The following is a 26,358-nucleotide window of genomic DNA, read 5'->3' as shown; positions in this document are numbered from 1 at the left end:
GCGTAATAATAGCTTGCGGCTTGAGATGCGTGGGCTCCAGGGTCGGCACTGCCATGCGGCAATCAGGCCGTCAGCCGCCACATCCGCACACGGCCTGTACCACGCAATTCCGTTTCCTCGAGTGGGTCGCAAGCAAAATTTGGTCCAAGCAGTTGGCGAGTTGCATCCGAAATACGGATTTCATCGGGCTCCGCGGACGTTTGAATACGTGAGGCGAGATTAACGGTGTCGCCCCACAGGTCATAGGCAAACCGCCTCTTGCCTATGACGCCCGCGACGATTGGTCCTGAGTGAATTCCAATTCTGAGTCTCAGCGGTTCTCCCGCGAAGCTTTCGCGCTTAACCGCCTTGCGCAGCTCAAGTGCATAGCGCGCGAGGGCCTTTGCATGATCGGATCGCGCGGTGGGCAGGCCAGCGACCACCATCACACAATCGCCGATTGTCTTGATCTTTTCGCAGCCGTATCGTTCCGAGAGCCGATCCGCCGCCTTGAAGAAGTAGTTTAAAATTGCGAGCGTCGTCACGGCTCCGACGCTCCGCGCTCGTTCCGTGAAACCGACGATGTCGGCAAAAAGCACACTCACTTCCGCGTGGTTGTCAGCAATTTTTTTGTGCGCTTTCAACCGCTCCGCGATCGACGCCGGAAGAATGTTGAGGAGCAGGGTTTCGGCGCGCTGGTATTCACGCGCCAATCCCTCCTGGCTCTTCCTCAACGCCTCGTTCGTCGTTTGTAATTTCTCGTTGAGTTGACGCTCCCTCTCTTGCAGGAGTGTCATTTCATAAGCCTTTTGTTGAAGCCGCTGCCTATTGTCGCGTTCGGCAGTGGCGTCGAGAAAGAGCAGCCACACGCAGGCATTGTCAGCAAAAAAATGAAGGTCCGCGACACGCCCGCTGGGCAGCTCGACCATGGCAATGTGAAACGGAAGCTCCGGGCAAGGCAGCAAACCTTCCATAAATTCAAGCTGCTCGGCAACAGCTTTGCCAATGCGAAGCGATGTGAGTCCGTAATGTTCAACATTTCCGCCCTTGGCAGCTATGCAAAGCTGGGCGTCGATTTTCAGATATGCGACAGAGTGCCCATTGTAGAAGAAATTGAAAATCCAACTTCGGACTTCTCTTGGCAATCCATGCATGGTCTATCTGGTTACCATCAAAGCAAGTTGACGAAATGCATCATCAACATTCTCACCCGAGAGCGCACTTGTTAGATAGATTTGCCATCCACGCTGCCTCAGTTCGCTAATCTCACTATCCGATATTGCCCACCGATCGGCCAGATCGGATTTGTTGATCAGCAATACGAACGGCATAGCGCCGAATTCGGCCTCGGCCCGTTCGCGCAGCGTGAGCGCCACGGCAAGAGTAGCAGCGCGGGTTCCATCGACGACAAGCATAAGCCCGGTTGCGCCTCGAACATAGCTGACGCGGAATGAGCCGATATCGTCTTCGCCGGCCAAGTCCCACAAAATCAGATCCACGGTTTTGTCCGGGAGAGCGACATTCTTCTTGTCGATTTTCACTCCCACCGTGGTCAAGTAGGTTTCTGAAAAGATGCTTTGCACAAACCTGCGAACCAGGCTCGTCTTTCCGACAGAGAACCCGCCCAGCATACAGATCTTTTTTTGCAACATCTTGCCCTAATCCAGGTTTACCGTAACCGAAACCCGGCGATTGGTGGAGCTACCGGTTTGACTATTTTCAGGCACAGCCGGCTCAAAGGTGCCCGCGCCCCGAACCAGCAGCAGTTCCGGGGCGACGCCGCGCTTCTTGAGAAGCGCACGAACTGTCTCGGCGCGGGCGGCGCTGATCGACGCGTTGGCCGTCTCACGGCCCGTGGCGTCCGAATGGCCGGTCAACATGAACCGCGCTGTCACGCCTGACTTGCGGGCATCTTGGGCGAATTCCTTTATTTGATCCGCCAACCTGTCGAGAACCGGCGTCTGCTCTGGTCCCGGCACAACTTTGCCGGAAGAGAAGAAAATATCGGTCGTCTGGATGGCCTGCCTCAAATGATTGAGTTCCGCAAGGTCCAGTTCACGCAGCTGCGAGACATCCAGAACCACTCCGTCCGCCGAAAGCTGTTCGGCGGCGGCCTGCGCCCGGTTGATCCAGGCGGCAGGAGCCTCACCTTCGGCAACGATGCGGCCCTGGATGATCGAAAGCCGAACCGATTTCGGCGGGGTCAGTGACGCTGTCAGCCGCTTCACAACGAATTTCGGATCAAGGCTCTGATAGAATTGCCACTGTGAATGAACGCGGGCAGGATCGACCCCAGTTCCGGACAGCAGAGCTTGCGGGTCGGCGGCAAGCGGGTCTCTCAGGCCGGAAATGTAGAAATGTCCGCCCCTCGCCGTTTGTTGGGCGACGATGATCCCCGGTTGGGCCTCAAGTCGCGACACATAATACTGCCAGTGCTCCGCCGCGCGTGCTTCGGGACTCACATCACGAACCTTGGAGATGTCGAATTCCGGTCCGCCTGCCGAAAGCTGCCGGGCCGCCGCGCGCGCCCGATCTATCCAGGTGTCGGGAGCCTCACCCTCGGCAATGATGCGACTATCGACGATCGAAAATCGTACTGTGTCCGGCGGATACAGCGACGCCGTCAGCCGCTTCAAAACGAACTCCGGTTCAAGGCTTTGATAGAATTGCCACTGCGAATGAACCCGGGCGGGATCGACCTGCGTTCCGGACAGCAGAGCTTGCGGGTCGGCGGCAAGCGGGTCTCTCAGGCCGGCAATATAGAATTGGCCATCGCGTATCTTTTGTTCGGCAACGGTGATGCCCGGCTGGGTCCCCAGTCGCGACACATAGGCCTGCCAGCGCTCCACCGCGCGTGCTTCGGGGCTCACATCACGAACCTTGGAGATATCGAATACCGGCCCGCCTGCCGAAAGCTCTCGGGCCGCTGCGCGCGCCCGATCTATCCAGGTGTCGGGAGCCTCACCCTCGGCAACGATGCGATCATCAACGATCGAAAATCGTACTGTATCCAGCGGAGCCAGCGACGCCGTCAGCCGCTTCAACACGAACTCCGGTTCAAGGCTCTGATAGAATTGCCACTGCGAATGAACGCGGGCGGGATCGACCTGCGTTCCGGACAACAGCGACTGCGGGTCGGCGGCAAGCGGGTCTCTCAGGCCGGCAATATAGAATTGGCCGCCGCGTATCTTTTGTTCTGCAACGATGATGCCCGGCTGGGTCTCCAGTCGCGACACATAGGCGTGCCAGCGCTGCCCGGATTGCCAGGAAAGAAAGAACCAACCGCCTGCCGGAATCAAAACCAGCAGGGCTGCAGCCACCACCAGCCACGGAAATCCCTGGTTCGATTCCTCCTGCTTCAGCTCGACGCAGGTCTGCAACTGCGCCTCTACGCCGGCCAACTGCGAACTGTCGCCGTCAAACTGCTCTAAAGCCTGTGAGCATTCCGCATGGATGCGAAGCAATACATCGCGAACTATTTCGTGCAATTCCTCCGGCGGATTTCCTCGGATCACCGAAACCAGGGTGGCAAACGGTCCAACTTCCGACCAGAGACGAAGGTCGCCAAAACGGATTGTGTCCAGGCCGCTCTGTTCTTTCTCGTTGAATGAGTCTTTCACAAAATCTTGAATTGCGCTCAACATAGAAGAAATCAGTTGAGGGTCTTCGCTCGTTGCATTATCGGCAGTTACATGCGCTATCAAAAGCCCGGAATTACGGTTGATGAGAAAGACATGCTCTACACGATAGATAAGAGAATGCTTCAGAACAACTTCAGAGAAGCTGGCCCCAGTTCTCCATGATTCAAATCTCCACTTGAGCCCGTGCCAGGTAAATATATGTCTTAAAGTCTCGTTCAGCGACTGAAAGGTCTGGTCGATCTTTTCCCCGATCGACTTGCGAATTGCCGGCAGAAACACCGGGTACAATATATCCGTCAGCGTGCGCGGGCTCTTCTGGATGGACCGTTGCACAGCCCTTTCGACAGCGGGCGCAAGCGCCTCACCGAGCTGCGCATGAGACGCTCGCGCGGCCGCACTGGGAAGAACGCCGCCCACGGCTGCCGCGAGCTGCTCGGGTTCGTCCAGCAGGTGCGTAACTCGTGAAAGCTCCGAAATTTCGCGGCTGACCAGCAACTGGCGCAGCGTTTCCATGCGAGGATCGGCGGTTGGAACTCCGTCGAAACGCGCACGATAGTCCGGATCGACGTTCCGGGCAATTTCGATCAAAAGACGGGCCAGAGCCTCGCGATCAATCTCTGTATCGTTCGAGGCAGTTCTTTGCGGAAGGCTGACTGGGTCGACGGTTGACGTCAAGGTCCCATCAACTCACTTTCCAGTTACGTTCCGAGTTGCTCTTGCTGCCGACAGGATCCTGATTCAGACATTTTGCGACCTCGACGAACAGACCCGCCAAAAGATTTCGGTCGGTCTTGACGTTGCTGAGATCAGCAAACATTTTCTCTATCAGCATCTGAACGCCTTCATTTTTCTGCTTGATTTCCTCACGCAGTAAATGATCGTTTCGATTTATCCGGTCCGAAACGTCGCGTTCAAGCGCACTCAATTGATCCGACAACGCGCGCACCTGCTTTTCAAGTGCCTGGTTTTGCTCGCGAAGATTCCGGTCAATCTCCTTGTCGGCATCGGCTCGTGAATCTTTTTCGTTCCGCAATTGCGCCGCAAGCGAATCGACCTGCTTCTTTGCATTTGACTCGTACATGTCAAGATTACGCTTGGCTTCCGATTCGACATCCTTGAAGCGCTGCAACACCCGTTCTTCAAGCTTGGAAAAGCGGCGGTCATAGTCCTGCATCTGGTTGCCGAACAGCAGATCACGTATCTTGTCGACACCTACAGCGTCGCCGGAGGCCCCGCTCTCGCGAGCCTGGCCCGCCATGAAGGCCAGCCCGTTTCCGTCTGCATTACTTGTCAGATTTGCGTCCGCTTTATTTGCCGAAGAAGCGGTACTCGAAGATTCCTTGGCCATCCCTATTCCCTTCATTTGAACAGATGCCACAGTGCTAATTTAGCAACTGGTAAACATGTCAGTAAAATACCCGGCTCGCAAGCCGGAATCTTTTCGGCTTAAGCCGGTTCGCGCGTAAATTTGAACATGCGGCTCGACCTCGACAATCTGCCCAGCAAACAGGCCCGTCGGCGGCATCTTGTGCGTAACATGGCGGCCGTTGTCGAGCACCGCGACGGTGAGATCGAGCGCCTTAAATCCATCATCAGGCAACTGCAGCGCTCTCAGTTCGGCCGCGGTTCCGAGTGGGTCGATCCGGACCAGCTTGCGCTCGCGTCTTCGCCCGCGATCATCCTTTTGCCGATGGCCGCAGCTCTAAGCCGTCGGGCATGAGCGCTTGCCATTCAAGCCAGTCTTCAAGTCTTTTTCTTGCCTCTAATTCGCCCCGATCTTGACAGGGCGGTGCTGCCATCCGATGCCGTTATCCGGTTTTGACATTCGCAGACTCTCGCCGAAGAAAACGAAAGCTCGATGATCCAGAATAATGCTACCGCAAGGCGGTGTGGTACCAATGTTCAATGTCGAGCAAAACATCGGCGCAACGCATGCCGGCATTCGCCGGCAGACCTACCAGATGCTGGATATAGTCGTGGTGGACGATGGGTCGAACGGATCGGCGTCGATTGTGACGGCCTACGCCGACAAAGATCAACGCATCTTGTTCTACCTTCGAACCAGGCATGGGTAAGACAACGTGGCGCATAATCCATTGGTTTCAATCGTAGTTCCTGCGCACAACGCGGAGGTAACGCTGACGCGCGCACTCGATTGCCTTCTCGATCAGGAAATCGTGGATTGGGAGGCGATCATCGTCGACGACGCCTCCACGGACCGCACCCCCGCGACCATCGCCCGTTATGTGGAACAAGATGCCCGATTTCGGACGTTGAGTTCTCGCGCGAAGAGTCCCGCCGGCGCGCGCAATAACGGGATTTCGACGGCGCGCGGTCACTGGCTGATGTTCCTGGATGCCGACGATTGGGTCGATGCCAGCTTCCTTACGAAAATGCTGGACGCACTGAAAGCCGCTCCCGATGCAGTGGCCGCCTATTGCGGTTCTCGGCGCGTGATGCCCGATGGTGCACTCACCCCGTCGAGCATCGCCCCCGAGGTCGCGATCCAGCCCTTCGAAACATTCGCCCGCCGGTGTGCCATCGCCACTCACGCGCTGCTGGTCGACCGGGAGACAATCGTCGAGTTGGGCGGTTTCGATGTGTCGCTGCGCACCTGCGAGGACTGGGATCTGTGGCAGCGCGTCGCACGTCTCGGCAAGAATTGGGTGATGGTCGACGAGCCGCTCGCCTTCTATCGAGCCAGCCCCAACGCCCTCACCCGCAATTCGACGCAGATGCTGGCAGACGCGGAAATCGTGATCGCCCGCGGCTTTTCTCCTGATCCCGGGGTCAAACACCCAGGATCGGCTCACGCCAATGGAGCGATCGAGGCGATCGGCCGCACCGCTTCCGAAGCACTCGCGTGGTTCGCCTTGTGGAACGCTGCGTCGGATTGCGGCAGCGGCGGCGGCTCGATCAACCCGCAATCCCTACGCGCGCTCCCGGCAGCACGTAAGTGGGCGCGTGAGATCGCCAAGGTGGCCTTCGATGGCCTGATGGTAGGAAGCCTATCGGTGCCAGCGCAATTGGCTGCCCGGTGGGACAGGTTCGGCGGCGCCCTCACCGAGTTGATCATCGAACTCGGCAACGTCTGGGACGATCCGGTCGCGGGTCGTCGCGTCCAGTATCATCTCGAGCAAATGCTTCTCGATGCCGACGATCTTGCCGCACCGCGTAGGCTGGCGCGGATACTCGGAATTCGCGTCGACGCTCGAAATCCAACCTCGACCGAGCTTCCGGAAGGAATCGATCAAATCTATGCCTACCTGATGATGGATGGCCAGATCGAAGCTGTCGTGCAGTTCGGCGTACTCGGGACAGTGACAAGGGATCATTGGATTGAACTGATCGCACTGCAAAAGGACGCCAGTGCCGATACGCCAAACACGCTTGCAGCCGAGGCATTGTTGTCCGCAGCCGAACGTCGGCCCGATCTGGACAGCCACTTCGGCAAACTCGCCCAATTGGCAGCTGAAGCGCGGGAGCTGGTTCGGTCAAGCGCCGAACCAGCACCACCTCCTGCAACGCCGCACCGAGCACGGACCGCGGACAGGAATGATCGCACGGCGTTCTGGAACAGCTATTTCGCGACCGAGGACCCGTGGAACTACGGCTCGCTCTATGAGCAGGAAAAATATCAGCGGCAGCTCCAAATCCTGCCTGCTGGTCCCATCGGACGGGCGCTCGAACTGGCCTGCGCGGAGGGCCACTTCACGCGGCAGCTGGCGCCGCGTGTGGGCCATTTGACCGCAACTGACATCTCCGCCATAGCCATCGAGCGGGCCCGTGCGCGATGCAGCGATCAGCCGAACATTGAATTCGGCGTACTGGATTTCTCCGCCGACGCGCTGCCGGATGAGATGGATTTGATCTTCTGTTCGGAGGTGCTCTACTACCTGGATGATCTCGCCGAGTTGCGGCGCATCGCCAAAAAATTCGCTGAGGCGTTGGCGCCTGGCGGCAGTTTCATCAGCGCACACGCATTCGTGCTGCGTGACAATGTTGAAAGGACGGGCTTCGACTGGAACACATTCGGTGCGCAAGCGATCTCGGAGACGCTGGCAGCGACCGAAGGCCTCGTCCTTGAGCAATCGATCCAGACCGAGCTCTACCGCATAGACCGCTTCCGCCGCCCGTCACCGGACGATGTGGCGACGGAACCGATGATAGATCATGTGCCGATCCGCGCACCCATTGGAATCGGGGTCGCGCGAAATATCGTCTGGGGCGGGGCGCGGGCCTTGCGCCGCGACGTCGCACGCAACGAGCGGCGCCAGCATATCCCTGTACTCATGTATCATGGCGTTGCCGATGAAGGTCCGGACGCGCTCGCCCGTTTTCGGCTCACGCCCGCCGCATTCGCGAGCCAGATGGCATGGCTGCGCGCCAATGGCTTTCACGCCATTGGGTCCGAGCAACTGGAACAGTTCATCGCCAACCGTCAGCCTTTCGTTGGCCGCCCGGTGGTCATCACCTTCGACGACGGCTTCCAGAACTTTGCCGACCATGCCTGGCCGATCTTGCGCGCCAACGACCTGACCGCGGAAGTGTTCCTGGTGACGGATCTGGTGGGCGAAAGTGCAAAATGGGACGCCGATATCGGTCCGCCGACGCGGCTTATGGACGCCGGGACGGTGCGACGCCTCTCCGCCGAGGGTGCGTTCTTCGGAAGCCATCTGGCGACGCATCGCGCCATCGATGGTCTTTCGAGCTGTGACCTGGCCGCCGAGCTCCTGCGCTCTCGTATGTTCATCGAACGGTGGACGGGTCGGCCGACCACGGCGTTCGCGGCACCCTTCTCTGTCACTGACCGACGGCTAGGGCGGCTGGCCAAGGAATGCGGCTATCGGATTGGCTTCGGCGGCAGATCTGGGCCGGCGGATCTCGATTGCGATCCGATCGACCTTCCGCGCATCGAGATTCGCGGGGATCGCTCGCTCGATGACTTTGTCGCCACTGTCGAGGCCGTGCTCGATTAAACGGTGAACTTTGTCAGCGTCATTATTTCCGCTAACAATGCGCAAGATCGACGGACGCTTCGCAGCGTGACCCCGCGGCCCTATGGAGCGCTCGAGATATGTTGTTGACGATGGCTCATGCGACCAGACTGCGGCGATCGCCCGATGTCACGCGGATCGGAATGGCCTGCCCCGGCGGCTAAATAAACGCTGCCAAGTTACCCGGCGCAAACGGTCTGGCTCGGAACGATGACTTCTTGCACCGCAACATCGGTTTCTTCAAGGTAAGACAACAACGGACATAGATGTCGTTCCTCGCCGATTTGACCGGAAAGTTAACAGCACGATGGCACTTATAATTCGTCGACTGGTACCCAGGAACCTGGCACGCCCGACACAACGTCTCCGACATCTGAGCGCGATGTTTGTCCTGGTTGCCGGGCCGCTCGTCTTTGGGATCGCCCTCTTGTTGGCTGGTCAGGCACAGGCGCAGGCGCCGGCGACGGTCCCGCCTGAAAGGGTCAAACAACTGTTCGAGCTTCTCGACGATCCATCAGTGAAGGCCTGGGTGGCCGAACAACGAAATCAGGACGCCGGATCGACGGGCGCGCCTGCCGGGGCAGGAGCTTCGCCGACCGACGTATCGTCCGGCGCCGTGGCCGCACCAGGCCAGATGAATACGATGGCATCCTCGACGCTCGATCGGATCGGGCACCATATCGAACGAATCGTGCGAACTTTACCCCTGCTGCCAGGTCAGTTCGCGCGCGTTCGCGCAGAGACGATGCAGGACATGTCCAGCAAGGGATCCGCAAGCGTATTTATGCTGATTGCGATGTTCATTGCTGCCGGCCTGACGCTCACTTGGGCAACGTATAAAGTCACACGTCCATTTCGTCTTTGGATCATCGCGCAGCCGAAGGATACGCCAATCGGGCGCGCCAAGAAGATTGGCGGTCGCGCGCTATATTCCAGCATGCTGATTGTCTCTTTCGCATTGGGCAGCGCCGGCGCGTTCATGTTGTTCGACTGGCCAATGCTTATCCGCGAGATTGTATTGACATTCCTGATGGCGGCCGTCGTTACATGGGGTGTGCGCATGTACGTCATCGCCATGCTCGTCCCTTCCTTCATGAACGTCGAGAACGCCGTCGAGGTTCGGGGTTTGCCGATCACCAACGAAGTGGCGGACCATTGGTCCTATTGGCTACCCCGGATCGTCGGCGTCTTTGCGTTTTTCGGCGCCGCGTTTATTCTCTTGCCGGGTCTCGGCATCGATCAGGACGGAATGATGGTCCTGTCACTGGGCGCCGATTTCGTGCTGCTGTCGCTGTTGCTGCTTGCCATCTGGCGTCGGCCAAGAACGCACCGAGACAGTGCGCGCCACAGCGGTCACACAGAAGCGACATGGTTGTTGACGGCTTATTTCGTCGTCCTGTTCCTGCAGCGCGTCGCCGGGCTTTATATATACTTCTGGTTTACCTTCGCCGCATTCTTCCTGCCTTTGGCAATCGTGCTGACACAGCGCGGGGTTAATTTCGTCTTGCGGCCAGGTTCGGAAGATGTCGGCCGGCCTACAATCCCGGCGGTGACGATCGCTGTCATCGATCGCGGAATCCGGATGATTTTGATCCTGGCGGCGGCTTACTTTCTCGCGCGTGTCTGGGGTCTGAACATGCAATCCATGCGCGACAGCGATACGACGACGATGTTCATCTTGCGAGGCTTGATCAATGTCGTGGTCATTGCCCTCGCAGCCGATTTCGGCTGGTCGATCATCAAGGCCTTGATCGAACGAAAGCTGGGCATCGAAATACCGCACCCAGTCATCAGCGACGAAGACGTCCCGATCCTCGATCCGCAGCAGGCGCGGCTGCACACGCTCTTGCCGATCCTCCAGAACATGCTGCTCGCATTGATCGTGGTGATGGCGGTGCTGATGATGCTCGCTTCTATGGGTATCCAGATCGGCCCGCTGATCGCTGGCGCCGGCGTCGTCGGCGTCGCGGTGGGCTTTGGCGCACAAACCGTCGTCAAGGACGTCATTTCAGGCGTGTTTTTTCTGCTCGATGATGCGTTTCGTGTCGGCGAATATATTTCCTCGGGCAATTACAAGGGTACCGTGGAAAGCTTTTCGCTGCGCTCGGTGAAGCTGCGCCATCATCGAGGTCCGCTGTTCACGATACCTTTCGGTGAACTCGGGGCAGTCCAGAACCAGAGTCGTGACTGGGTTATCGACAAATTCAACATCACCGTTGGCTATGACACCGATATCGACTTCGCCCGCAAGCTCATCAAGCGCATCGGCCTCGAACTGGCGGAAGATCCCGAGTTCAAACACTGGGTGCTCGACCCAATCAAGATGCAGGGCGTACAGGAGTTCGGCGAGTACGGCATCGTATTGAGGGTCAAGGCCACAACCCGACCCGGAGGCGCCTTCGGTATGAAACGCAAATTCTATGTGCGGCTGCGCCAAGTCTTCAAGGAGCAGGGCATCGAACTCCCGCTTCCGACCGTCCAGGTCCAGGGGCTACAGAATCCACATGGGGCAGAGAATGCGCCGTTGGAGATCACACCCGCGTTAAAAATGGCCGTCGCGCAGTCGCACACTATTCGTCGGAGAAAAAAAGCCAGCACAACGGAATAGGAAAGCCCTGAAACCCTGCCGGTCACAGCGCGGCTTTCCGCAGGGCAAAAAATCTGTGACTTGGGTAAACGATAATTCAATTCAGTGTGTAGGAACCACAGTGAACTAGATGAACCGGATCGTTGTTTTTCTGTGAAAAAACTGCGCCGAACCACTCCAGGCCAGTCAGAATCGAACAAAACAGCGGTGTTTCGGGAGCATTTTGGCGCCGAATCGCGCGGCGATGGCAGCGGGATATCCTGCTATCAGCCTGTTTTAATGAAGTAATTTTGGGAAGTCCGCCTTCGAAGCAGACAAGAATGGCGGAGAGGATGGGATTCGAACCCACGAGAAGCTTTTGACCTCTACTCCCTTAGCAGGGGAGCGCCTTCGACCACTCGGCCACCTCTCCGTTGCGCCGCTGGATAAAGAAAAGCGCCGGCACAATCAACAAGCCCGCGCCATTATATAGAAAAATAACAACGCACCGGACCGCGGCGTTTCCATGGATGCGGCGGTTCCGCGGCAATTCCCTGGCAGATGACTCGGGGCCTTGCCATGATTCTGTCGGTCGATCGCCTGAAGCAGTTTGTCGATGCTCGCCCTGCTGATGGGATAGCCGAATTAATTGAATTGCGATGTTTGGCGACCACCGACTTGCCGCGCGTGGCCGATAGAGCCGCCCCATCATTGACAGGCAGTTGGGCAGCCTTGAATCGCGCCCTGCTCCTGACGAACGCTTAGTACGGTCAACCCTTAGGTGCCGCGCCGCGCCGCTCGAGCGCGGTCTTGCGGATGATTTCCGCGATCTCCGGGCTGCTGCTGCACAGCATCTGGAAATCCGCCGAGTGCAGCGACAGGAGTGAGACCGCCGTTGTGGCGCTGACGGTCGCCGAGCGCGGTTCGCCGCTGATCAGCGCCATCTCGCCGAAGAAGGCGCCAGGACCAAGCTCCACCGGGTGTGGCGTCGCGACGCTGACACGCCCCTCCACGACGAAGAACATCTGATCACCGGCCTCGCCATTGCGGCAGATCACAGCGCCCGCCGGCACGATACGAGGTCTTAACGCGCGCACGATCTCGACCAGCACGGCCGGGCCGAGCTTCTGAAACAACGGCACGGCGGCGATCAATTGCCAATTACGGACGAAATCCTCGCGACGGACTTCTTGATAAAAGCCGGTGGCAAGAATGCCAGCCCAGAGCGCGAAGATGCCGATGCCACTCATCATGACCGCCCCGGCAAGGACGCGGCCGGCGAAGCTTTCCGGAATAGCGTCGCCATAGCCCGTGGTGGACAGCGTGACCACCGCCCACCACATTGCCTGGGGGATGCTGCCGAACTTTTGCGGTTGGACGTCGCGCTCGATGACAAAGGCTGCGAGCGCAACACCGAACAGAACGATGCCGAATACCGTGGTGACCCCGATCAGGTTGCGCGCTTCGTTGGTCAGGATCCTGCCCAGCAGCGGGAAGAAAGTCGAGTCGCGCAGCGGTTTCAGCAGCCAGACAGCACAGTAGAGGCTCCGGTCCGGCGTGCCGACGAGCAGAAATGCGGCGAGTGGAACCAAAACCGCGAGCACATCAATGGCGATAGCCGGCGTCCTGTCCCGAACGTCTTTCGCCCGGCGCTTGAGCAGCGTCTCGGCCAGTTCCAGGAGATAGACGGCCCAAATGACCGCGAGCACGGCAGCCAGAGCCAGTCTGCTTCGTCCGGACATGTCTGGTGTCGTGAGCATGGCCACCGCCCCAAGCCCAGTCGCAGCCAGCAGCGCGTTGAGCGGCGCGTAAATTCTTACGAAAGGCAGTACCGACATTCTATGCCCACGAGTGGATGCTATTCCTCCAGAATAGGATGCCTTCAAGGCAAGCGCAAAGGTGCTTACTTTCGCTGCGATGTTCATCACCAACGGTGAAACTCAGATGTCCGGGAAAGTGAACAGACAGGCCACAACCCAGAATGACCCGATCCGGCAATTGCGCGATGGTCAGCCTTCCGCGGATCGGGCTAGGTCGACGACGATTGGTCGACGGCGTAGCCGTCAAGCGAGATGAATTGCTTATCCAGCGGTCTTGCGGAACCTTCCACCAAGTTGGGATCGGTTGCCGCCAGCTCGAACTGGTCGGCGCCAAGAAGAGCAATACGCGCGCTGCCGGTCGCGTCCGGCGCCATTCTTCCATTTCGGTTGTGGACAGCGCGGCATGATTCTGCTATCAGCCGCCCCAATTCGTGGTGTAAACCGCCGCGGAGGCTAGTGGCTATGGCCGCTTGCCTGTTGATATCAAACCCGAAAGACAGGATTGCCCGTGCAGGTACTCGTCCGCGACAATAACGTTGATCAGGCGCTTCGCGCTCTCAAGAAGAAGATGCAGCGCGAAGGCATTTTCCGCGAAATGAAGATGCGCGGTCACTACGAGAAGCCGTCCGAAAAGCGCGCCCGTGAAAAGGCTGAAGCTGTCCGCCGCGCCCGCAAGCTGGCCCGTAAGCGCGCCCAGCGCGAAGGCCTGCTGCCGATGACGCCGCGCCCCGTTGCTGCTGGCGCCGCCGGCGGTGCAGGTGGTGCTCCGCGTCCGCCGCGGTTCTAACGCCAATTTTTCGTCCTTTTCGAAGGATATCAGAGGTGGCGCGATGCGGAATCGCCGCCACCTTTTTGTTTTGGTTGTGACCCGGCCCGGAGGGGGGAACCGGACCTGAGCGACGCGGCTTGAAGTGAGGACAGGGCAGACATGAACGCAACAAGCGTGGAGCGCGGTACCGCATTGCGTGGTTTCGCCCTGACAGTGGCCCTGCTCTCCGGACTGGCGCTTGCCGGCTGCCAGACGTCAGGCCCGACCGGCGAATTCAACAACATCGACAAGGCGCAGGGGTCGAGCGAGAACATCTCCTCGCTGTCGGCGGTCATTCAGCGCAATCCCCAGGATCCCGAAGCCTACAACGTGCGCGGCTCGGCCTATGGCCGTGGCGGCCAATACCAGGCGGCGCTCAAGGATTTCAACCAGGCCATCCAACTCAACCCGAATTTCTTCCAGGCCTATTCGAACCGCGCGCTCATCCAGCGCTTCCTCGGCAATCAGACGGCCGCGCTCGAGGACTACAACCGTTCGATTCAGATCAATTCAAATTATGACGCCGCCTACATCGGCCGTGGCAATCTCTACCGCAAGGCGGGCCGCACCCAGGACGCATTCAACGACTTCCAGAAGGCGATCCAGCTCGACACGACCGACGCGCGCGCCTACCACAATCGCGGCCTGATCTATCAGAGTCAGGGCCAGCACAAATTCGCCATCGAGGACTTCTCGACCGCCATCTCTCTGGCGCCGGACGCCGCCGAACCCTACAATGGCCGCGGCCTTTCCTACCTGGCGACAAATGACGAGGACAACGCCTTCGCCGACTTCAACATGGCGATCAAGCTCGACGGCAAGAATGCCGAGGCCTGGGCCAACCAGGCGTTGATTTACGAGCGGCGCGGCGACAAGGCCAGGGCGGCGAAATCCTATCACGAAGCCATCCATCTAAACCCGGCCTACCAGCCGGCCAAGGATGGCCTCGCCCGCGTCAGCTGATCGATTTCGGCAAGCATTCCCACACAATCTGCGTGGCATCCAAGTGCCGCGGCGTCCTTTGCGTGTCCGAAAAGACGCACTCCGGCAACCCCGTGTTAACCCCGGCAGCAAGGCGTCGACCCGTGCCTTGTTCGCGCCAAGTTTTCAGCGGAACGGTCTGCCCACCCAATCCGTTGTCAAAAAGTAATTTGCGAAAGGACCTCCCATGATCAAGAAACTCGCCTGCGCCGCTGTCCTCGCCATGACGGCGTTTGCCGTCGCCCCGGCCAGCGCCGGCAAGCTGCAACTCGGCACGCTCGACTGCACCATCGATGGCGGCACCGCTTATATCGTCGCGTCCAACAAGGGCGTGTCCTGCGTCTTCCGCCCCCATCATCACGGACCGTCCGAGGTTTACACCGGCGTGATCTCCAAGGTCGGCCTCGATGTCGGCAAGACGCATCAAGGCCAGCTCGTCTGGGCCGTGCTGGCGGCAACGCGCGACCGCGACGGAGGCGATCTCGCCGGCAGCTACTACGGCGTCAACGCCGAGGCGAGCGTCGTGACCGGCGGCGGCGCCAATCTGCTTGTTGGCGGCCTGGACAGCGCCTTCATGTTGGAGCCGCTCAGCGTCCAGGCGCAGACCGGCGTCAACCTTGCCGTGGCCGTGACCTCGCTCCAGCTCATCCATTCGTTCAAGTGAATGCAGTGGAGCCATGCGCTCCACGACCCCTCACCCTGCGGCGCGAAACCAGATAGGATGGTTCCGCGCCGTTTGTTTTTGAGGGGGACTGCCATGCCCAAGACAGCCAGACTGAAGACAGCCATTGCCGCCGCCGTGATCGCCACTGTGTTTGCCGGGGCGGCGCATGCGCGGGACCAGGGCTTAGAACTCGGCACGCTCGATTGCGCCATCGGCGGCGGCACCGGCTTCATCTTCGGCTCGAGCAAGGATTTGAGCTGCACCTTCAATCCCGCCGACAAGAGCTTCGCGCCGGAAGCCTATTTCGGCGCCGTCAACAAATACGGCCTCGACATCGGCACGACGAAGCAGACGTTCATGCAGTGGATCGTGCTGACGCCGCTGAAGAATATCTATGCCCCGGGCGCGTTGGCCGGCGACTATATCGGCGCCAGCGCCGAGGTGACGGCGGCCGTCGGCGCCGGCGCCAATCTGCTGGTCGGAGGATCCTCGCAGGCCTTCACCTTGCAGCCGCTCAGCCTGCAGACGCAGACCGGCATGAACCTCGCGATCGGCGTCAGCCAGTTCCAGTTGCGCAGCACCGAGAATTGATCGCGCCACCGGACCGCAACCACATCCCGAAAAATTCGCTTGAGCTCAACCTCGGTTGAGGTTTTACAAGCCTGCCCCGACCGGAGCAGCGCGCTTGAAGCGGCGCGCGATACACGCTCCTGCCCGCGCATGGTCCTGCCGGAAATCCGTACTGGCTTCTGGCGTCCTGCTCTGGCGTCAAGATATTGCAAGGCAGGGGTGGACATGACCGATATCAACACAAACAGGGTCGACTGGCGCGCATTGTGGGCAAGCGGCGACTTGGCGCGCTTCTGCTTCATCAGCCTCGGCATCCTGCTGCACGCCACCAACGAAACCATGGTGGCAACCGTGATGCCGGCCATGGTCGGCGAACTGGCCGGCGTGCAGCTCGTCGGCTGGTCGCTGGCTATCTACGAGCTCGGCGCCATCGTTGCCGGCGCGGCGGCCGGACGTCTGGTGAGCTATGTCGCGCTGCGCACCAACATGGTGGTCGCCGCGCTCCTTTACGCAGCCGGAGCGCTGATCTGTGCCACCTCGCCTTCCATGCAACTGTTTCTCGCCGGCCGCCTTATCGAAGGACTTGGCGGCGGGGCGCTGGTGTCGCTGGCCTTCGTCTCGGTCGAGCGGCTGTTCTCGCGCGCCATCTGGCCACAGCTTTTCGGCATCATGTCGGCGATCTGGGGCGTCGCCGCCTTCAGCGGACCATTGCTCGGCGCGATCATGACCGAGCTGCTGTCATGGCGCTGGGCCTTCGGCGTCTTCACCCTCGGCGGCACCGCCATGGCGCTGGCAAGTTTCATCGTGCTCGACACGCCGGAGGCGACGAAACCCAGGACGAGCATAGGCATGGCGCCGCCCTTCCCGTTCGCGGCCCTTGGCTGCCTTGCCGTCGCCGTGGTGCTGATCGCCTCGGCCGGCGTCGACATCGCATTGCTGCGTTCCTCGCTGCTGATGGTCCTTGGCCTGGCTGGCCTGGTGCTGTTCTTCTCCATCGACGCGTTGAAGCCGCGCTCGCGGCTGTTTCCGGCGCGGCTGTTCTCGTGGCGAACGCCGGTCGGCGCCGGCATGACCATGGTTGCCGCCTTTTCGGTAGCGACCTGTTCCTTCGGCGTCTACGGACCGCTGCTGCTGACCAGCCTGCACGACATTCCGCTGCTGACCACCGGCTACATCATCGCCGCCGAATCGATCGCCTGGTCGATCCTGTCGATCCTGGTCGCCAACGCGCCGCCACGGCGCGAGCGGCTGATCATCGTTGGCGGCGCGGTGATGATCGCGGCCGGTATTGCCGGCTTTGCCTATACGATACCCCTAGGCTCTATCCCGCTGATCCTGATCTGCGCGCTGCTGCAGGGCGGCGGCTTCGGCATCTCCTGGCCCTTCCTGACGCGCGTCATCGTCGCCTCAGCGCCTGAAAGCGAGCAGACCATCGCCTCGGCGGCGGTGCCGACCATGCAGCGCATCGGCTATGCCGTGGGTGCCGCACTCGCCGGCATCGTCGCCAACGCCAGCGGCTTTTCGCAAGGCTTGAACCACGACGCGGCGGCGAATGTCGCATCCTGGCTGTTTCTCGCCTTCGTGCCGCTCGGCATTGTCGGCTGCCTGGCGGCTCTGCGGGCATCGACAACAGCAAATCGACTGCAAGAGGCTGTTGGCTAGACCGGGGTCCTGGCTTACTCGACCTCGCGCAGACGATAGCCCACACCAGTCTCGGTGGTGATGTAGCGCGGCTGGTCGGGGGTCTTCTCGATCTTCTGCCTGAGCTGCCGGACATAGACCCTGAGATACTGCACGTCGGTCGAATCGCCCCAGACCTGCTTCAACAGGAAATGGTGGGTCAGCACCTTGCCTGAATGCTGCACGAGGATGCGCAGGATATCGTACTCCTTCGGCGAGAGCTTTACGTCCTTGCCCTCGACCTTGACGATGCGCTTGACCAGATCGACGGACAGGTCGCCGGTCTGGAAAACAGGCTTCTCGCCCTGTTGCTGGAATTTGTGCCGCAGCGCCACGCGGATGCGCGCGACCAGTTCGTTCATGCCGAACGGCTTGGTGACATAGTCGTCTGCGCCGAGTTCAAGAGCCTGGACGATGCCGGCCTCGTCGGTGCGGCTCGACAGAATGACCACCGGAATGTCGAGGCCGTCGTCACGCCATTTGCGCAACAGCTCATGGCCGCTCATGCCGGGCAGGCCAAGGTCGAGCAGGACAAGGTCCGGCTTCTCGGCCTCCATCAGCTCGATCGCCGCTTTGGCGTTCGGCGCCTCGCTGATCGCGTAGCCTTGGCTGCCGAGCCCGACACGCAGCAGCTTTCGGATCGGCGGCTCGTCATCGACGACCAGTATCCTGACGTTCGAGTTTGTCATGCCAAGTCACCCACATCATCCGTGGCGGAGGCGTCGAGATCGGGCGGGTTGGCCGGCTTAGGCATCTTGATGGTGAAGACCGCGCCCGAACGATCGGTCCGGTTTGCCGCCGTGATCGTCCCACCCATCGCCTCGATGAAACCACGGCAGATCGAGAGCCCGAGCCCGGTGCCGGCGCGGACCTGATCGCGCTTGCGCACCCGGTAGAAGGTATCGAAAATCCGTTCCAGATCGCCGGGGGGGATGCCCGGCCCTTCATCCATGACCTGCAGGAGGACAGAACCATTGTCGATCCAGCCCTGCATGCGGATCGTCGAGCTGGCCGGCGCGTATTTCGCTGCATTGTCGAGGAGATTGAACAGCGCCTGCTCGAACAGCACGGGATCGACCTTCAACATCGGCAGATCCGAGGGGATGTCCGTCTCGATCTTGTGCTCGCCGATGATTTTCCTGGCCCGCTGCAAGGCGGAACCGACGATGTCGCCGACATAGTGGAAGGCAAAGTTCGGCTCCATCGCGCCGGACTCGATCTTGGTCATGTCGAGCAGATTGGCGATGAAACGGTTCAGCCGCTCGGATTCGTCGAGCACGGTCGACAAAAGCTCCACCCGGTCCTGTTCGGGAAGTGTCGGCGCGAATTCCCGCAGCGTGCCGGCCGCACCCATGATGGCGGCGAGCGGCGTCTTCAAGTCATGCGAGATCGAGGTGAGCAGCGCCGAGCGCAGCCGGTCCGCCTCGGCCGCGAGCTTGGCGCGGTCGACGTCGGCGACCAGCTGGATGCGCTCGATGGCGACAGCCGCCTGGTCGGCCAGCGCGTCGAGCAGGCGCTGTTGTTCGGGCGTCAGCAGCGGTCCCTGCTTGTCATTGTCGAGGCCGACGACGCCGATCGCCGTGCGCCCGGTTCGCAAGGGAAGGTAGAGGCGCTTGGCGCCGGGAAGCGTGTCGGCGCCGCGACCCGCGGCACGGTTGTGCTCCCACGCCCAGCGGGCGGCGGCGATGTCGGCTTCGGCCAGCGTGTCGTCAGGCGGATAGCCGGCCTTGACGGTGATCGTTCCGTCTTCCGGCAAAAGCAGCACCACCCGCAGCTTCAGCATCGAGGCGATCTGGAAAGCGGTGGCCCAGAGAACGTCGTCGAGCGTGCCGGCACCGGCAAGCTTCTTCGAAAAGAGGTAGATGTCCTCCGTCGCCCGCGCCCGTGAGCGGGCGGCGACCGCCTGGCGCTGCACGCGCGCCGTCAGATTGCTGGCGATAACGGCGACAACCAGGAACACGCCGAGCGCGACAATGCTTTCCGGATCCCGGATGGTCAGCGTGTAGCGCGGTTCCAGGAAGAAATAGTTGAAGGCAAGGGCGCTGACGAAACAGGCATACAGAGCCGGCCACAGGCCACCGGTCACCGCCGATGCCAGCACCGCGATGAGAAAGATGATCGCCAGATTGCGAACGTCGAGAAACTGGTCGAGAAGCATGGCGAAGGCGAGCGAGCCCACGACAAATGCCGTGGCCTTTAGATAGGGCCAGATCTCGAACTGCCACTGCTCGTCCGCCGCCCTGACGCTCCTCGACGCCGCCTCCGTGCCGCGTTCGTTTCCCGAAATGACATGGACGCTGATGTCGCCGGCATTGCGGATGAGATCATAGGTGAGCGAGCCTTCGATCAATTCCCGCCAGCGCGACCGGGTCGGCCTGCCGACCACGATATGGGTGAAGTTGTTCGCCGTCGCGTAACGCACGATGTCCTGCGCTACATTCTGCCCCGGAATGGTCGTTACCTCGGCGCCAAGCTGCTGGGCGAGGCGCAGGTTGTTTGCGAGCCGGTCCTTATCCTCTTCGGGCATACTGGCCGAGCGCGGGCTATCGACATGCAGCGCCGTCCAGGGGGCACGCAGCCGGTCGGCCAGCCTGCGCGCATAGCGGACGCGGGCCGCTCCTCCCGGACGCGCGTCGAGGCAGACGAGAACCCTTTCCCCGGCAGCCCATGGTCCGGGAATAGCATGGGCCTGCATATGGATCAGCAACTGGTCGTCGACGCGCTGTGCGGTTCGGCGCAGCGCCAGCTCTCTGAGCGCCGTCAGGTTGCCGGGCGAGAAGTAGTTCTCGATCGCGCGCTGGGCGGTGTTGGGGAAATAGACCTTGCCTTCCTCGAGCCGTTTGATCAGGTCGTCGGGGGTAAGATCGATGATCTCGACATCGTCGGCCTGGTCGATGATGGAATCGGGAACCGTTTCGCGCACCCTGACCTTGGTGATCTGGGCGACGACGTCGTTCAGGCTTTCGACATGCTGGATGTTGAGCGTCGTGTAGACGTCGATGCCGTGCGTCAGGATTTCCTGAACGTCGAGATAGCGCTTGGGATGGCGGCTGCCGGGCGCGTTGGTATGGGCGAGCTCGTCGACGAGAACCAGCGCCGGACGCCGGGCAAGGATGGCGTCGATATCCATCTCGTCAAGGATGCGCCCTTTGTAGTCGACCTTGCGGCGCGGAATGACCTCATAGTCCTCGACCAGGGCCAGCGTTTCCTTGCGGCCATGCGTCTCGACGATGCCGATCACCACGTCGACGCCGTCGGCCAGTCGGGCGCGGCCCGACATCAGCATTTCGTAGGTTTTGCCGACGCCCGGCGCGGCGCCGAGGAATATCCGCAAACGGCCGCGTCCCTCCCGCTCGGCATGATCGAGCAGCGCGTCGGGAGAGGGTCTGGTATCGTTGCTTCTGTCGTCCGGCATCAGGTTCGATCATGGATGGCGCCGGGGATACTGTCGATCCCTGGCCGCCGCCATTCCCTATTTCGCGGCGTCCAGCGCAAGATTGAGACCAAGCACATTGACCGCCGGTTCGCCCATGAAGCCGAGTTCCCTGCCCTCGACCTGGCGGTCGACAAGCGCCTTGACCTTGGCTTCATCGATCCCCCTGGCCTTCGCCACCCGGGCAACCTGGAAGTAGGCCGCTTCGGGACTGATATCAGGATCGAGGCCACTGCCGGAAGTGGTGACCAGATCGATCGGGACGGGCTGGTTCGGATTCTCCGCCTTCAGCTTTTCCGCGTCGCCCTTGATGCGGTCGATCAGCTTGGGGTTGGTCGGACCTAAATTGCTGCCGCTCGAGGCGGCGGCATTGTAGCCGTCGCCGGCAGCCGAGGGGCGACCATGGAAATAGCGGTCGCTGGCAAAGGCCTGGCCGATCAGTTCGGAGCCGATGACCTTGCCGTCCTTCTCGATCAGGCTGCCATTGGCCTGGCGCGGGAACAGCGCCTGGGCGATTCCGGTCATGCCCAACGGATAGATCAGGCCGGTCAGCACCGTGAAGAAGACGATCATGACGATCGCGGGTCTTATCTGGGTGAGCATGGACATATTCCTCAGAGCAATTCCAGGAAAAGTGCGTAGCGCTTTCCCTAGGGAATTGCGTTAAAACACAGAGTTAAGCGAGGCCGAGTGAGGTGACGATCATGTCGATCGCCTTGATGCCGACGAACGGGACGATGATGCCGCCGAGACCGTAGACGAGCAGGTTGCGGCTGAGCAGCGCGCCGGCGCCGATGGCACGGTATTTGACGCCTTTCAGCGACAGCGGGATCAGTGCGATGATGATCAGCGCGTTGAAGATGATGGCTGACAGGATAGCACTCTGCGGCGTCGCCAGATGCATGACATTGAGTGCCTGTAACGGGCCCGTGGTCTGCCCCGGCGCGATGTAGAAGGCCGCGAACATCGCCGGGATGATGGCGAAATATTTGGCGACGTCGTTGGCGATGGAGAAAGTCGTCAGCGAGCCGCGCGTCATCAGCAGCGCCTTGCCGATTTCGACGATCTCGATCAGCTTGGTCGGATCGCTGTCGAGGTCGACCATGTTGCCGGCCTCGCGGGCGGCGACCGTGCCGGTGTTCATGGCGACGCCGACATCGGCCTGGGCAAGGGCCGGCGCATCGTTGGTGCCGTCGCCGCACATGGCGACCAGCTTGCCCTTGGCCTGCTCGTCGCGGATCAGCTTGAGCTTGTCCTCGGGCGTCGCCTGGGCGAGGAAGTCGTCGACGCCGGCCTCCGCGGCAATGGCCGCCGCCGTCATCGGATTGTCGCCGGTGATCATCACCGTGCGGATGCCCATCTTGCGCAGTTCGGCAAAGCGCTCCCTGATGCCGCCCTTGACGATGTCCTTGAGGTGGACGACGCCGAGCAGGCGCCCGTCGCGCTCGACAGCCAGCGGCGTGCCGCCCGACTTGGCGATCTCGTCGGCGATCGCCTGCAGGTCACGGACGGTATCGCTGCCGGGCCGCGTCGCGTGGGCGGCGACCGTCGACTGGCTGACATGGGCAAGCACGGAATCGACCGCACCCTTGCGCACCGAAGAGCCGTCAATGTCGACGCCGCTCATGCGGGTCTGCGCGGTGAAGGGCACGAAGGTGGCATGCAACGTGGCCATGTCGCGGGCGCGGATGGCGTATTTCTCCTTGGCCAGCACGACGATCGAGCGGCCTTCCGGCGTCTCATCGGCAAGCGACGCGAGTTGCGCCGCGTCGGCCAGCTCCTGCTCGGTGACGCCCTTGACCGGACGGAACTCGGTCGCCTGGCGGTTGCCGAGCGTGATCGTGCCGGTCTTGTCGAGCAGCAGCGTGTCGACGTCGCCGGCAGCCTCGACGGCGCGGCCCGACGTAGCCAGCACATTGAAGCGCACCAGGCGGTCCATGCCGGCAATGCCGATGGCCGACAGCAGCGCGCCGATGGTGGTCGGGATCAAGGTGACGAACAGGGCGACGAGCACGGTGACCGAGATATAGCCACCCGAATAAGTCGCAAAACTCGGGATCGTTGCGGTGGCCAGAACGAAGATCAGCGTCATGCCGACGAGCAGGATGTTGAGTGCGATCTCGTTCGGCGTCTTCTGGCGCTCAGCGCCTTCGACCAGCGAGATCATGCGGTCGAGGAAGGTGTGGCCGGACGCGGCCGTGATGCGCACGCGGATCCAGTCGGACAAAACCTGCGTGCCGCCGGTGACCGCCGAACGGTCGCCACCGGATTCGCGAATGACCGGTGCGGATTCGCCGGTGATTGCTGCTTCGTTGACCGAAGCGACGCCCTCGATCACCTCGCCGTCGGACGGGATGATGTCGCCAGCCTCGACCAGCACCGCATCGCCGACCTTGAGGCTGGTGCCGGGCACGAGTTTGTATCTGGTGCGGTCTTCGCCGGTCAAAAGCTTGGCCTGGGTCTCGGTGCGCGCCTTGCGCAGCGAATCCGCCTGTGCCTTTCCGCGGCCTTCGGCGACCGCTTCGGCGAAATTGGCGAACAGCACGGTGAACCACAGCCAGATGATGATCTGCAGCGTGAAGCCGAGATTGCCGCCGCCGGTGACTAGGTCCTTGACGAACAGCACCGTGGTGAGGGCCGAGACGACGGCGACGACGAACATCACCGGGTTCCTGGCCAGCGTGCGCGGGTCGAGCTTGCGGAAGGCGCCGCCAATGGCGGGAAGCAGGATGCGGGCATCCATGATGCTTGCTGATTTCGAGCGGCTCATTTTGAAGCTCCGGCTTCGGTGTTGTTGGATGGCACCGAACGATCGGTTGCCGAAAAGAAGTGTGGCGGCCCGTAGGCCAGCAACCAGAGGACGAGCATGACTGCCGCAAGACCGAGAAACGTCGACAGGGTCGGGAAAGGAGGAGGTCTCTCCTCCTTCCCGTGATCGCCACCGTGGCTGATCTTGCGACGCATGGAGTTGAACCAGGGCATGACAGCCTCAGAAGGTCTGCCCGTGAATGCCAGCCAGGTGCTCGATGATCGGCCCGACGGCGAGCGCCGGGAAGAAGGTCAGACCACCGACGATCAGGATGACGCCGACCAGCAGCCCGACGAACAGCGGGCCATCGGTCGGGAAGGTGCCGGCGGAAGCCGGAACCGTCTTCTTCGCCACCAGCGAGCCGGCGATGGCCAGCGCCGGGATGATGACCAGGAAGCGGCCCATCAACATTCCGATGCCGATGGTGATGTTGTACCAGGGCGTGTTGCCGCTGAGGCCGCCGAAGGCCGAGCCATTGTTCGCCGCACCCGACGTGTAGGCGTAGAGAACCTCGGAAAAGCCGTGCGGGCCGGCATTGCCCATCGACGCCACACCGGTCGGCAGCACGACCGCGATGGCGGTGAAGATCAGCATCGCCAGCGGCAGGCACAGGATGGCCAGCATCGCCATCTTGACCTCCTTGGCCTCGATCTTCTTGCCGAGATATTCGGGGGTGCGGCCGACCATCAGGCCGGCGACGAAGACAGCGACGACGATGTACGTCAGGATACCGTAGAGCCCGGCGCCGACACCGCCGACGATGACTTCGCCAAGCTGCATGTTGATGATCGGGATCATGCCGCCGAGCGCGGTGAACGAGCCGTGCATGGCATTGACGGCGCCGCAGGAGGCGGCGGTGGTGATGACGGCAAACAGCGCCGACAAGGCGATGCCGAAGCGTGTCTCCTTGCCTTCCATGTTGCCGCCGTCGATGCCTAGCGCATGCACCAGCGGGTTGCCGGCGGCTTCCGCCCAGTAGCAGACGATGACGCCGCCGATGAACATGACGCCCATGGCCGACAGGATCGCCCAGCCCTGGCGCTGGTTGCCGACCATGCGGCCGAAGACGTTGGTCAAGGCAGCGCCGATGGCGAAGATCGACACCATTTGGATCAGGTTGGAGATCGCGTCAGGGTTTTCGAAGGGATGCGCGGCATTGGCGTTGAAGAAGCCGCCGCCATTGGTGCCGAGCATCTTGATGGCCACCTGCGAAGCGACCGGGCCGACGGCGATGGTCTGCCTCGCGCCTTCGAGCGTCGTGGCCTCGACGTAGGCGCCAAGCGTCTGCGGCATGCCGAGCCAGACATAGACCAGAGTCAGCACGATGCAGAACGGCAACAGCAGATAGAGTGTTGAGCGGGTCATATCGACCCAGAAATTGCCGATCGACTTGCCGGAAGCGCGGGCAAAACCGCGGATCAAAGCGATGGCGATGGCTATGCCGGTGGCCGCCGAAACGAAGTTCTGCACCGTCAGGCCGGCCATCTGCACGAGGTAGGACAGCGTGCTCTCGCCGCCGTAGTTCTGCCAGTTGGTGTTGGTCATGAAGCTGGCGGCGGTGTTGAAGGCCAGTCCTGGCTCAACCGCGGTCATGCCGGCGGGGTTGTAGGGCAGGCTTCCCTGCAGGCGCTGCAGGACATAGAGCACAAGGAAGCCGGCAAGGTTGAACAGCAGCAGCGCCACCGCATAGGTGGTCCAGTGCTGCTCCTCGCGTTCGCTGGTTCCGCAAATGCGATAGAGCCCGCGCTCGATCGGGCCGAAGATTGGCGAGAGCAGCGTGCGGTCGCCGTTGAAGACGCGGTGCATGTAGCCGCCGAGCGGTTTCACGAGCAAAATGATGATCCCGCAATAAACCAGGATCTGTATCCAACCGTTCAGGGTCATGGCTGTGCTTTCCGTGCCTTCAGAAGCGTTCTGGACGAACGAGCGCGTAGGTCAGGTAGGCGAGCAGGAACAAGGTCACGCCACCACCGAGGATGTAATCGAAAAGCATGGTCCTATCCTCAGCTCAAATTCTGTCGCAGGCTTTGACATAGGTGAAGAACAGGGCGAAAAACAAAACCCCGATCCCAAGAACAATGCCGTCCATTATGTTTGTTCCTTTTGCTCACTTGTACTTTGCGCCCTCGACGAAGATTCGCGACGCCATGGCCCGCCGCATTTTTTGCCGCTGACGGAACCGGTTGTGTTTTCTCAAGGGGAATATGGACCCGATCGCCATAAAGGTTCGAGACGGGACGGGGCGGAAAGAAATAGGAATTTCATAAAGGTTTTGGCCTGGCGACCATCCCAGGGGTCGCGGTCGGTGCGTCGCGCACGCCCTACCGGCTGGCCGTCATGCCGGCCATGCGGGACGTCATCGTGCAGCCGGCCCGGAACGCCGAAAAAGCGAAAAGCCCGGCTGGGGGGC

General features: G+C 61.1%; 22 protein-coding genes and 1 tRNA gene. 9 read left to right on the top strand and 14 right to left on the bottom strand.

From position 1 onward, the window contains the following. Nucleotides 1-62: 62 nt before the first annotated feature. From NKG99_RS00375 to NKG99_RS00360, 4 genes are read right to left on the bottom strand one after another with little or no spacing between them, the layout of a single operon-like run. Nucleotides 63-1,133 (bottom strand): adenylate/guanylate cyclase domain-containing protein, encoded by a 1,071-nt coding sequence (locus tag NKG99_RS00375; protein ID WP_352863152.1) that lies wholly within the window; start codon nt 1,131-1,133, stop codon nt 63-65. A gap of 3 nt (nt 1,134-1,136) precedes the next feature. Beyond that, nucleotides 1,137-1,631, bottom strand: a complete 495-nt coding sequence (locus tag NKG99_RS00370; RefSeq protein ID WP_352863151.1) for a Rab family GTPase — start codon at nt 1,629-1,631, stop codon at nt 1,137-1,139. Between the two features lie 6 nt (nt 1,632-1,637). After that, complete coding sequence (locus tag NKG99_RS00365) at nt 1,638-4,295, bottom strand: OmpA family protein (protein WP_352863149.1); 2,658 nt, start codon at nt 4,293-4,295, stop codon at nt 1,638-1,640. 7 nt (nt 4,296-4,302) lie between these two features. Continuing rightward, the gene (locus NKG99_RS00360) at nt 4,303-4,968 is read right to left on the bottom strand and encodes a hypothetical protein (protein ID WP_352863147.1); all 666 of its coding nucleotides are present in this window, start codon (nt 4,966-4,968) and stop codon (nt 4,303-4,305) included. A 126-nt stretch (nt 4,969-5,094) separates the two neighbouring features. Here NKG99_RS00360 and NKG99_RS00355 point away from each other — a divergent pair, with 126 nt between their 5' ends. The 4 genes from NKG99_RS00355 (at nt 5,095) to NKG99_RS00340 (ending at nt 11,225) form a co-directional block, all read left to right on the top strand. Continuing rightward, nucleotides 5,095-5,340, top strand: a complete 246-nt coding sequence (locus tag NKG99_RS00355; protein WP_352863146.1) for an IS66 family transposase — start codon at nt 5,095-5,097, stop codon at nt 5,338-5,340. Nucleotides 5,341-5,518: 178 nt separating this feature from the next. After that, a complete protein-coding gene (locus NKG99_RS00350; RefSeq protein WP_352863144.1) occupies nt 5,519-5,695 on the top strand; it encodes a glycosyltransferase in 177 nt (58 codons plus the stop codon). Between the two features lie 6 nt (nt 5,696-5,701). Next, nucleotides 5,702-8,599, top strand: a complete 2,898-nt coding sequence (locus NKG99_RS00345) for a glycosyltransferase (RefSeq protein WP_352863143.1) — start codon at nt 5,702-5,704, stop codon at nt 8,597-8,599. Nucleotides 8,600-8,999: 400 nt separating this feature from the next. Then, the gene (locus NKG99_RS00340) at nt 9,000-11,225 is read left to right on the top strand and encodes a mechanosensitive ion channel family protein (RefSeq protein WP_352863142.1); all 2,226 of its coding nucleotides are present in this window, start codon (nt 9,000-9,002) and stop codon (nt 11,223-11,225) included. 300 nt (nt 11,226-11,525) lie between these two features. On the opposite strand, the gene NKG99_RS00335 is transcribed toward NKG99_RS00340, so the two are convergent. The 3 genes from NKG99_RS00335 to NKG99_RS00325 all read right to left on the bottom strand — a co-directional run bounded on the left by NKG99_RS00335 (nt 11,526) and on the right by NKG99_RS00325 (nt 13,377). Further along, nucleotides 11,526-11,616, bottom strand: a tRNA-Ser gene (locus NKG99_RS00335). 337 nt (nt 11,617-11,953) lie between these two features. Continuing rightward, nucleotides 11,954-13,021: a cyclic nucleotide-gated potassium channel gene (locus NKG99_RS00330; RefSeq protein WP_352863141.1), complete on the bottom strand. Its 1,068-nt coding sequence runs from the start codon at nt 13,019-13,021 to the stop codon at nt 11,954-11,956. A gap of 191 nt (nt 13,022-13,212) precedes the next feature. Next, nucleotides 13,213-13,377: a hypothetical protein gene (locus NKG99_RS00325; RefSeq protein WP_352863139.1), complete on the bottom strand. Its 165-nt coding sequence runs from the start codon at nt 13,375-13,377 to the stop codon at nt 13,213-13,215. Nucleotides 13,378-13,511: 134 nt separating this feature from the next. Between NKG99_RS00325 and rpsU the strand changes: the two genes are divergently transcribed. From rpsU to NKG99_RS00300, 5 genes are all read left to right on the top strand, one after another. Next, entirely contained in the window at nt 13,512-13,790 is a 279-nt protein-coding gene (gene rpsU / locus NKG99_RS00320) for a 30S ribosomal protein S21 (protein ID WP_023810129.1), read from the top strand. Between the two features lie 141 nt (nt 13,791-13,931). Beyond that, the gene (locus tag NKG99_RS00315; protein ID WP_352863137.1) at nt 13,932-14,774 is read left to right on the top strand and encodes a tetratricopeptide repeat protein; all 843 of its coding nucleotides are present in this window, start codon (nt 13,932-13,934) and stop codon (nt 14,772-14,774) included. 205 nt (nt 14,775-14,979) lie between these two features. Next, nucleotides 14,980-15,456 carry a DUF992 domain-containing protein gene (locus NKG99_RS00310; RefSeq protein ID WP_352725195.1) on the top strand — a complete coding sequence of 159 codons (477 nt, stop codon included), beginning with the start codon at nt 14,980-14,982 and terminating at the stop codon, nt 15,454-15,456. 93 nt (nt 15,457-15,549) lie between these two features. Then, the gene (locus NKG99_RS00305; RefSeq protein ID WP_352863136.1) at nt 15,550-16,047 is read left to right on the top strand and encodes a DUF992 domain-containing protein; all 498 of its coding nucleotides are present in this window, start codon (nt 15,550-15,552) and stop codon (nt 16,045-16,047) included. A gap of 204 nt (nt 16,048-16,251) precedes the next feature. Then, nucleotides 16,252-17,688, top strand: coding sequence for an MFS transporter (locus NKG99_RS00300; RefSeq protein ID WP_352863135.1), 1,437 nt, complete (start codon nt 16,252-16,254; stop codon nt 17,686-17,688). Between the two features lie 14 nt (nt 17,689-17,702). Here the strand turns inward: NKG99_RS00300 and NKG99_RS00295 are convergent, their stop codons facing one another. From NKG99_RS00295 to kdpF, 7 genes are all read right to left on the bottom strand, one after another. Next, nucleotides 17,703-18,395, bottom strand: a complete 693-nt coding sequence (locus tag NKG99_RS00295; protein WP_352863133.1) for a response regulator transcription factor — start codon at nt 18,393-18,395, stop codon at nt 17,703-17,705. After that, the gene (locus NKG99_RS00290; RefSeq protein ID WP_352863132.1) at nt 18,392-21,121 is read right to left on the bottom strand and encodes a DUF4118 domain-containing protein; all 2,730 of its coding nucleotides are present in this window, start codon (nt 21,119-21,121) and stop codon (nt 18,392-18,394) included. Before NKG99_RS00290 ends, NKG99_RS00295 begins: the two co-directional genes overlap by 4 nt. Before the next feature lie 57 nt (nt 21,122-21,178). After that, nucleotides 21,179-21,742 (bottom strand): potassium-transporting ATPase subunit KdpC, encoded by a 564-nt coding sequence (gene kdpC / locus NKG99_RS00285; RefSeq protein ID WP_352863131.1) that lies wholly within the window; start codon nt 21,740-21,742, stop codon nt 21,179-21,181. A gap of 73 nt (nt 21,743-21,815) precedes the next feature. Continuing rightward, entirely contained in the window at nt 21,816-23,909 is a 2,094-nt protein-coding gene (gene kdpB, locus NKG99_RS00280; RefSeq protein WP_352863129.1) for a potassium-transporting ATPase subunit KdpB, read from the bottom strand. After that, nucleotides 23,906-24,121 carry a hypothetical protein gene (locus tag NKG99_RS00275; RefSeq protein ID WP_352863128.1) on the bottom strand — a complete coding sequence of 72 codons (216 nt, stop codon included), beginning with the start codon at nt 24,119-24,121 and terminating at the stop codon, nt 23,906-23,908. Before NKG99_RS00275 ends, kdpB begins: the two co-directional genes overlap by 4 nt. A 7-nt stretch (nt 24,122-24,128) precedes the next feature. Continuing rightward, nucleotides 24,129-25,832 carry a potassium-transporting ATPase subunit KdpA gene (gene kdpA, locus NKG99_RS00270; protein WP_352863126.1) on the bottom strand — a complete coding sequence of 568 codons (1,704 nt, stop codon included), beginning with the start codon at nt 25,830-25,832 and terminating at the stop codon, nt 24,129-24,131. Between the two features lie 19 nt (nt 25,833-25,851). Then, nucleotides 25,852-25,941: a K(+)-transporting ATPase subunit F gene (gene kdpF / locus NKG99_RS00265; protein WP_019861144.1), complete on the bottom strand. Its 90-nt coding sequence runs from the start codon at nt 25,939-25,941 to the stop codon at nt 25,852-25,854. Between the last annotated feature and the right edge of the window lie 417 nt (nt 25,942-26,358).

This window comes from Mesorhizobium sp. M1409 (assembly GCF_040317535.1).
Classification (GTDB): domain Bacteria; phylum Pseudomonadota; class Alphaproteobacteria; order Rhizobiales; family Rhizobiaceae; genus Mesorhizobium.
This window is presented reverse-complemented; position numbering and strand designations above follow the sequence as displayed.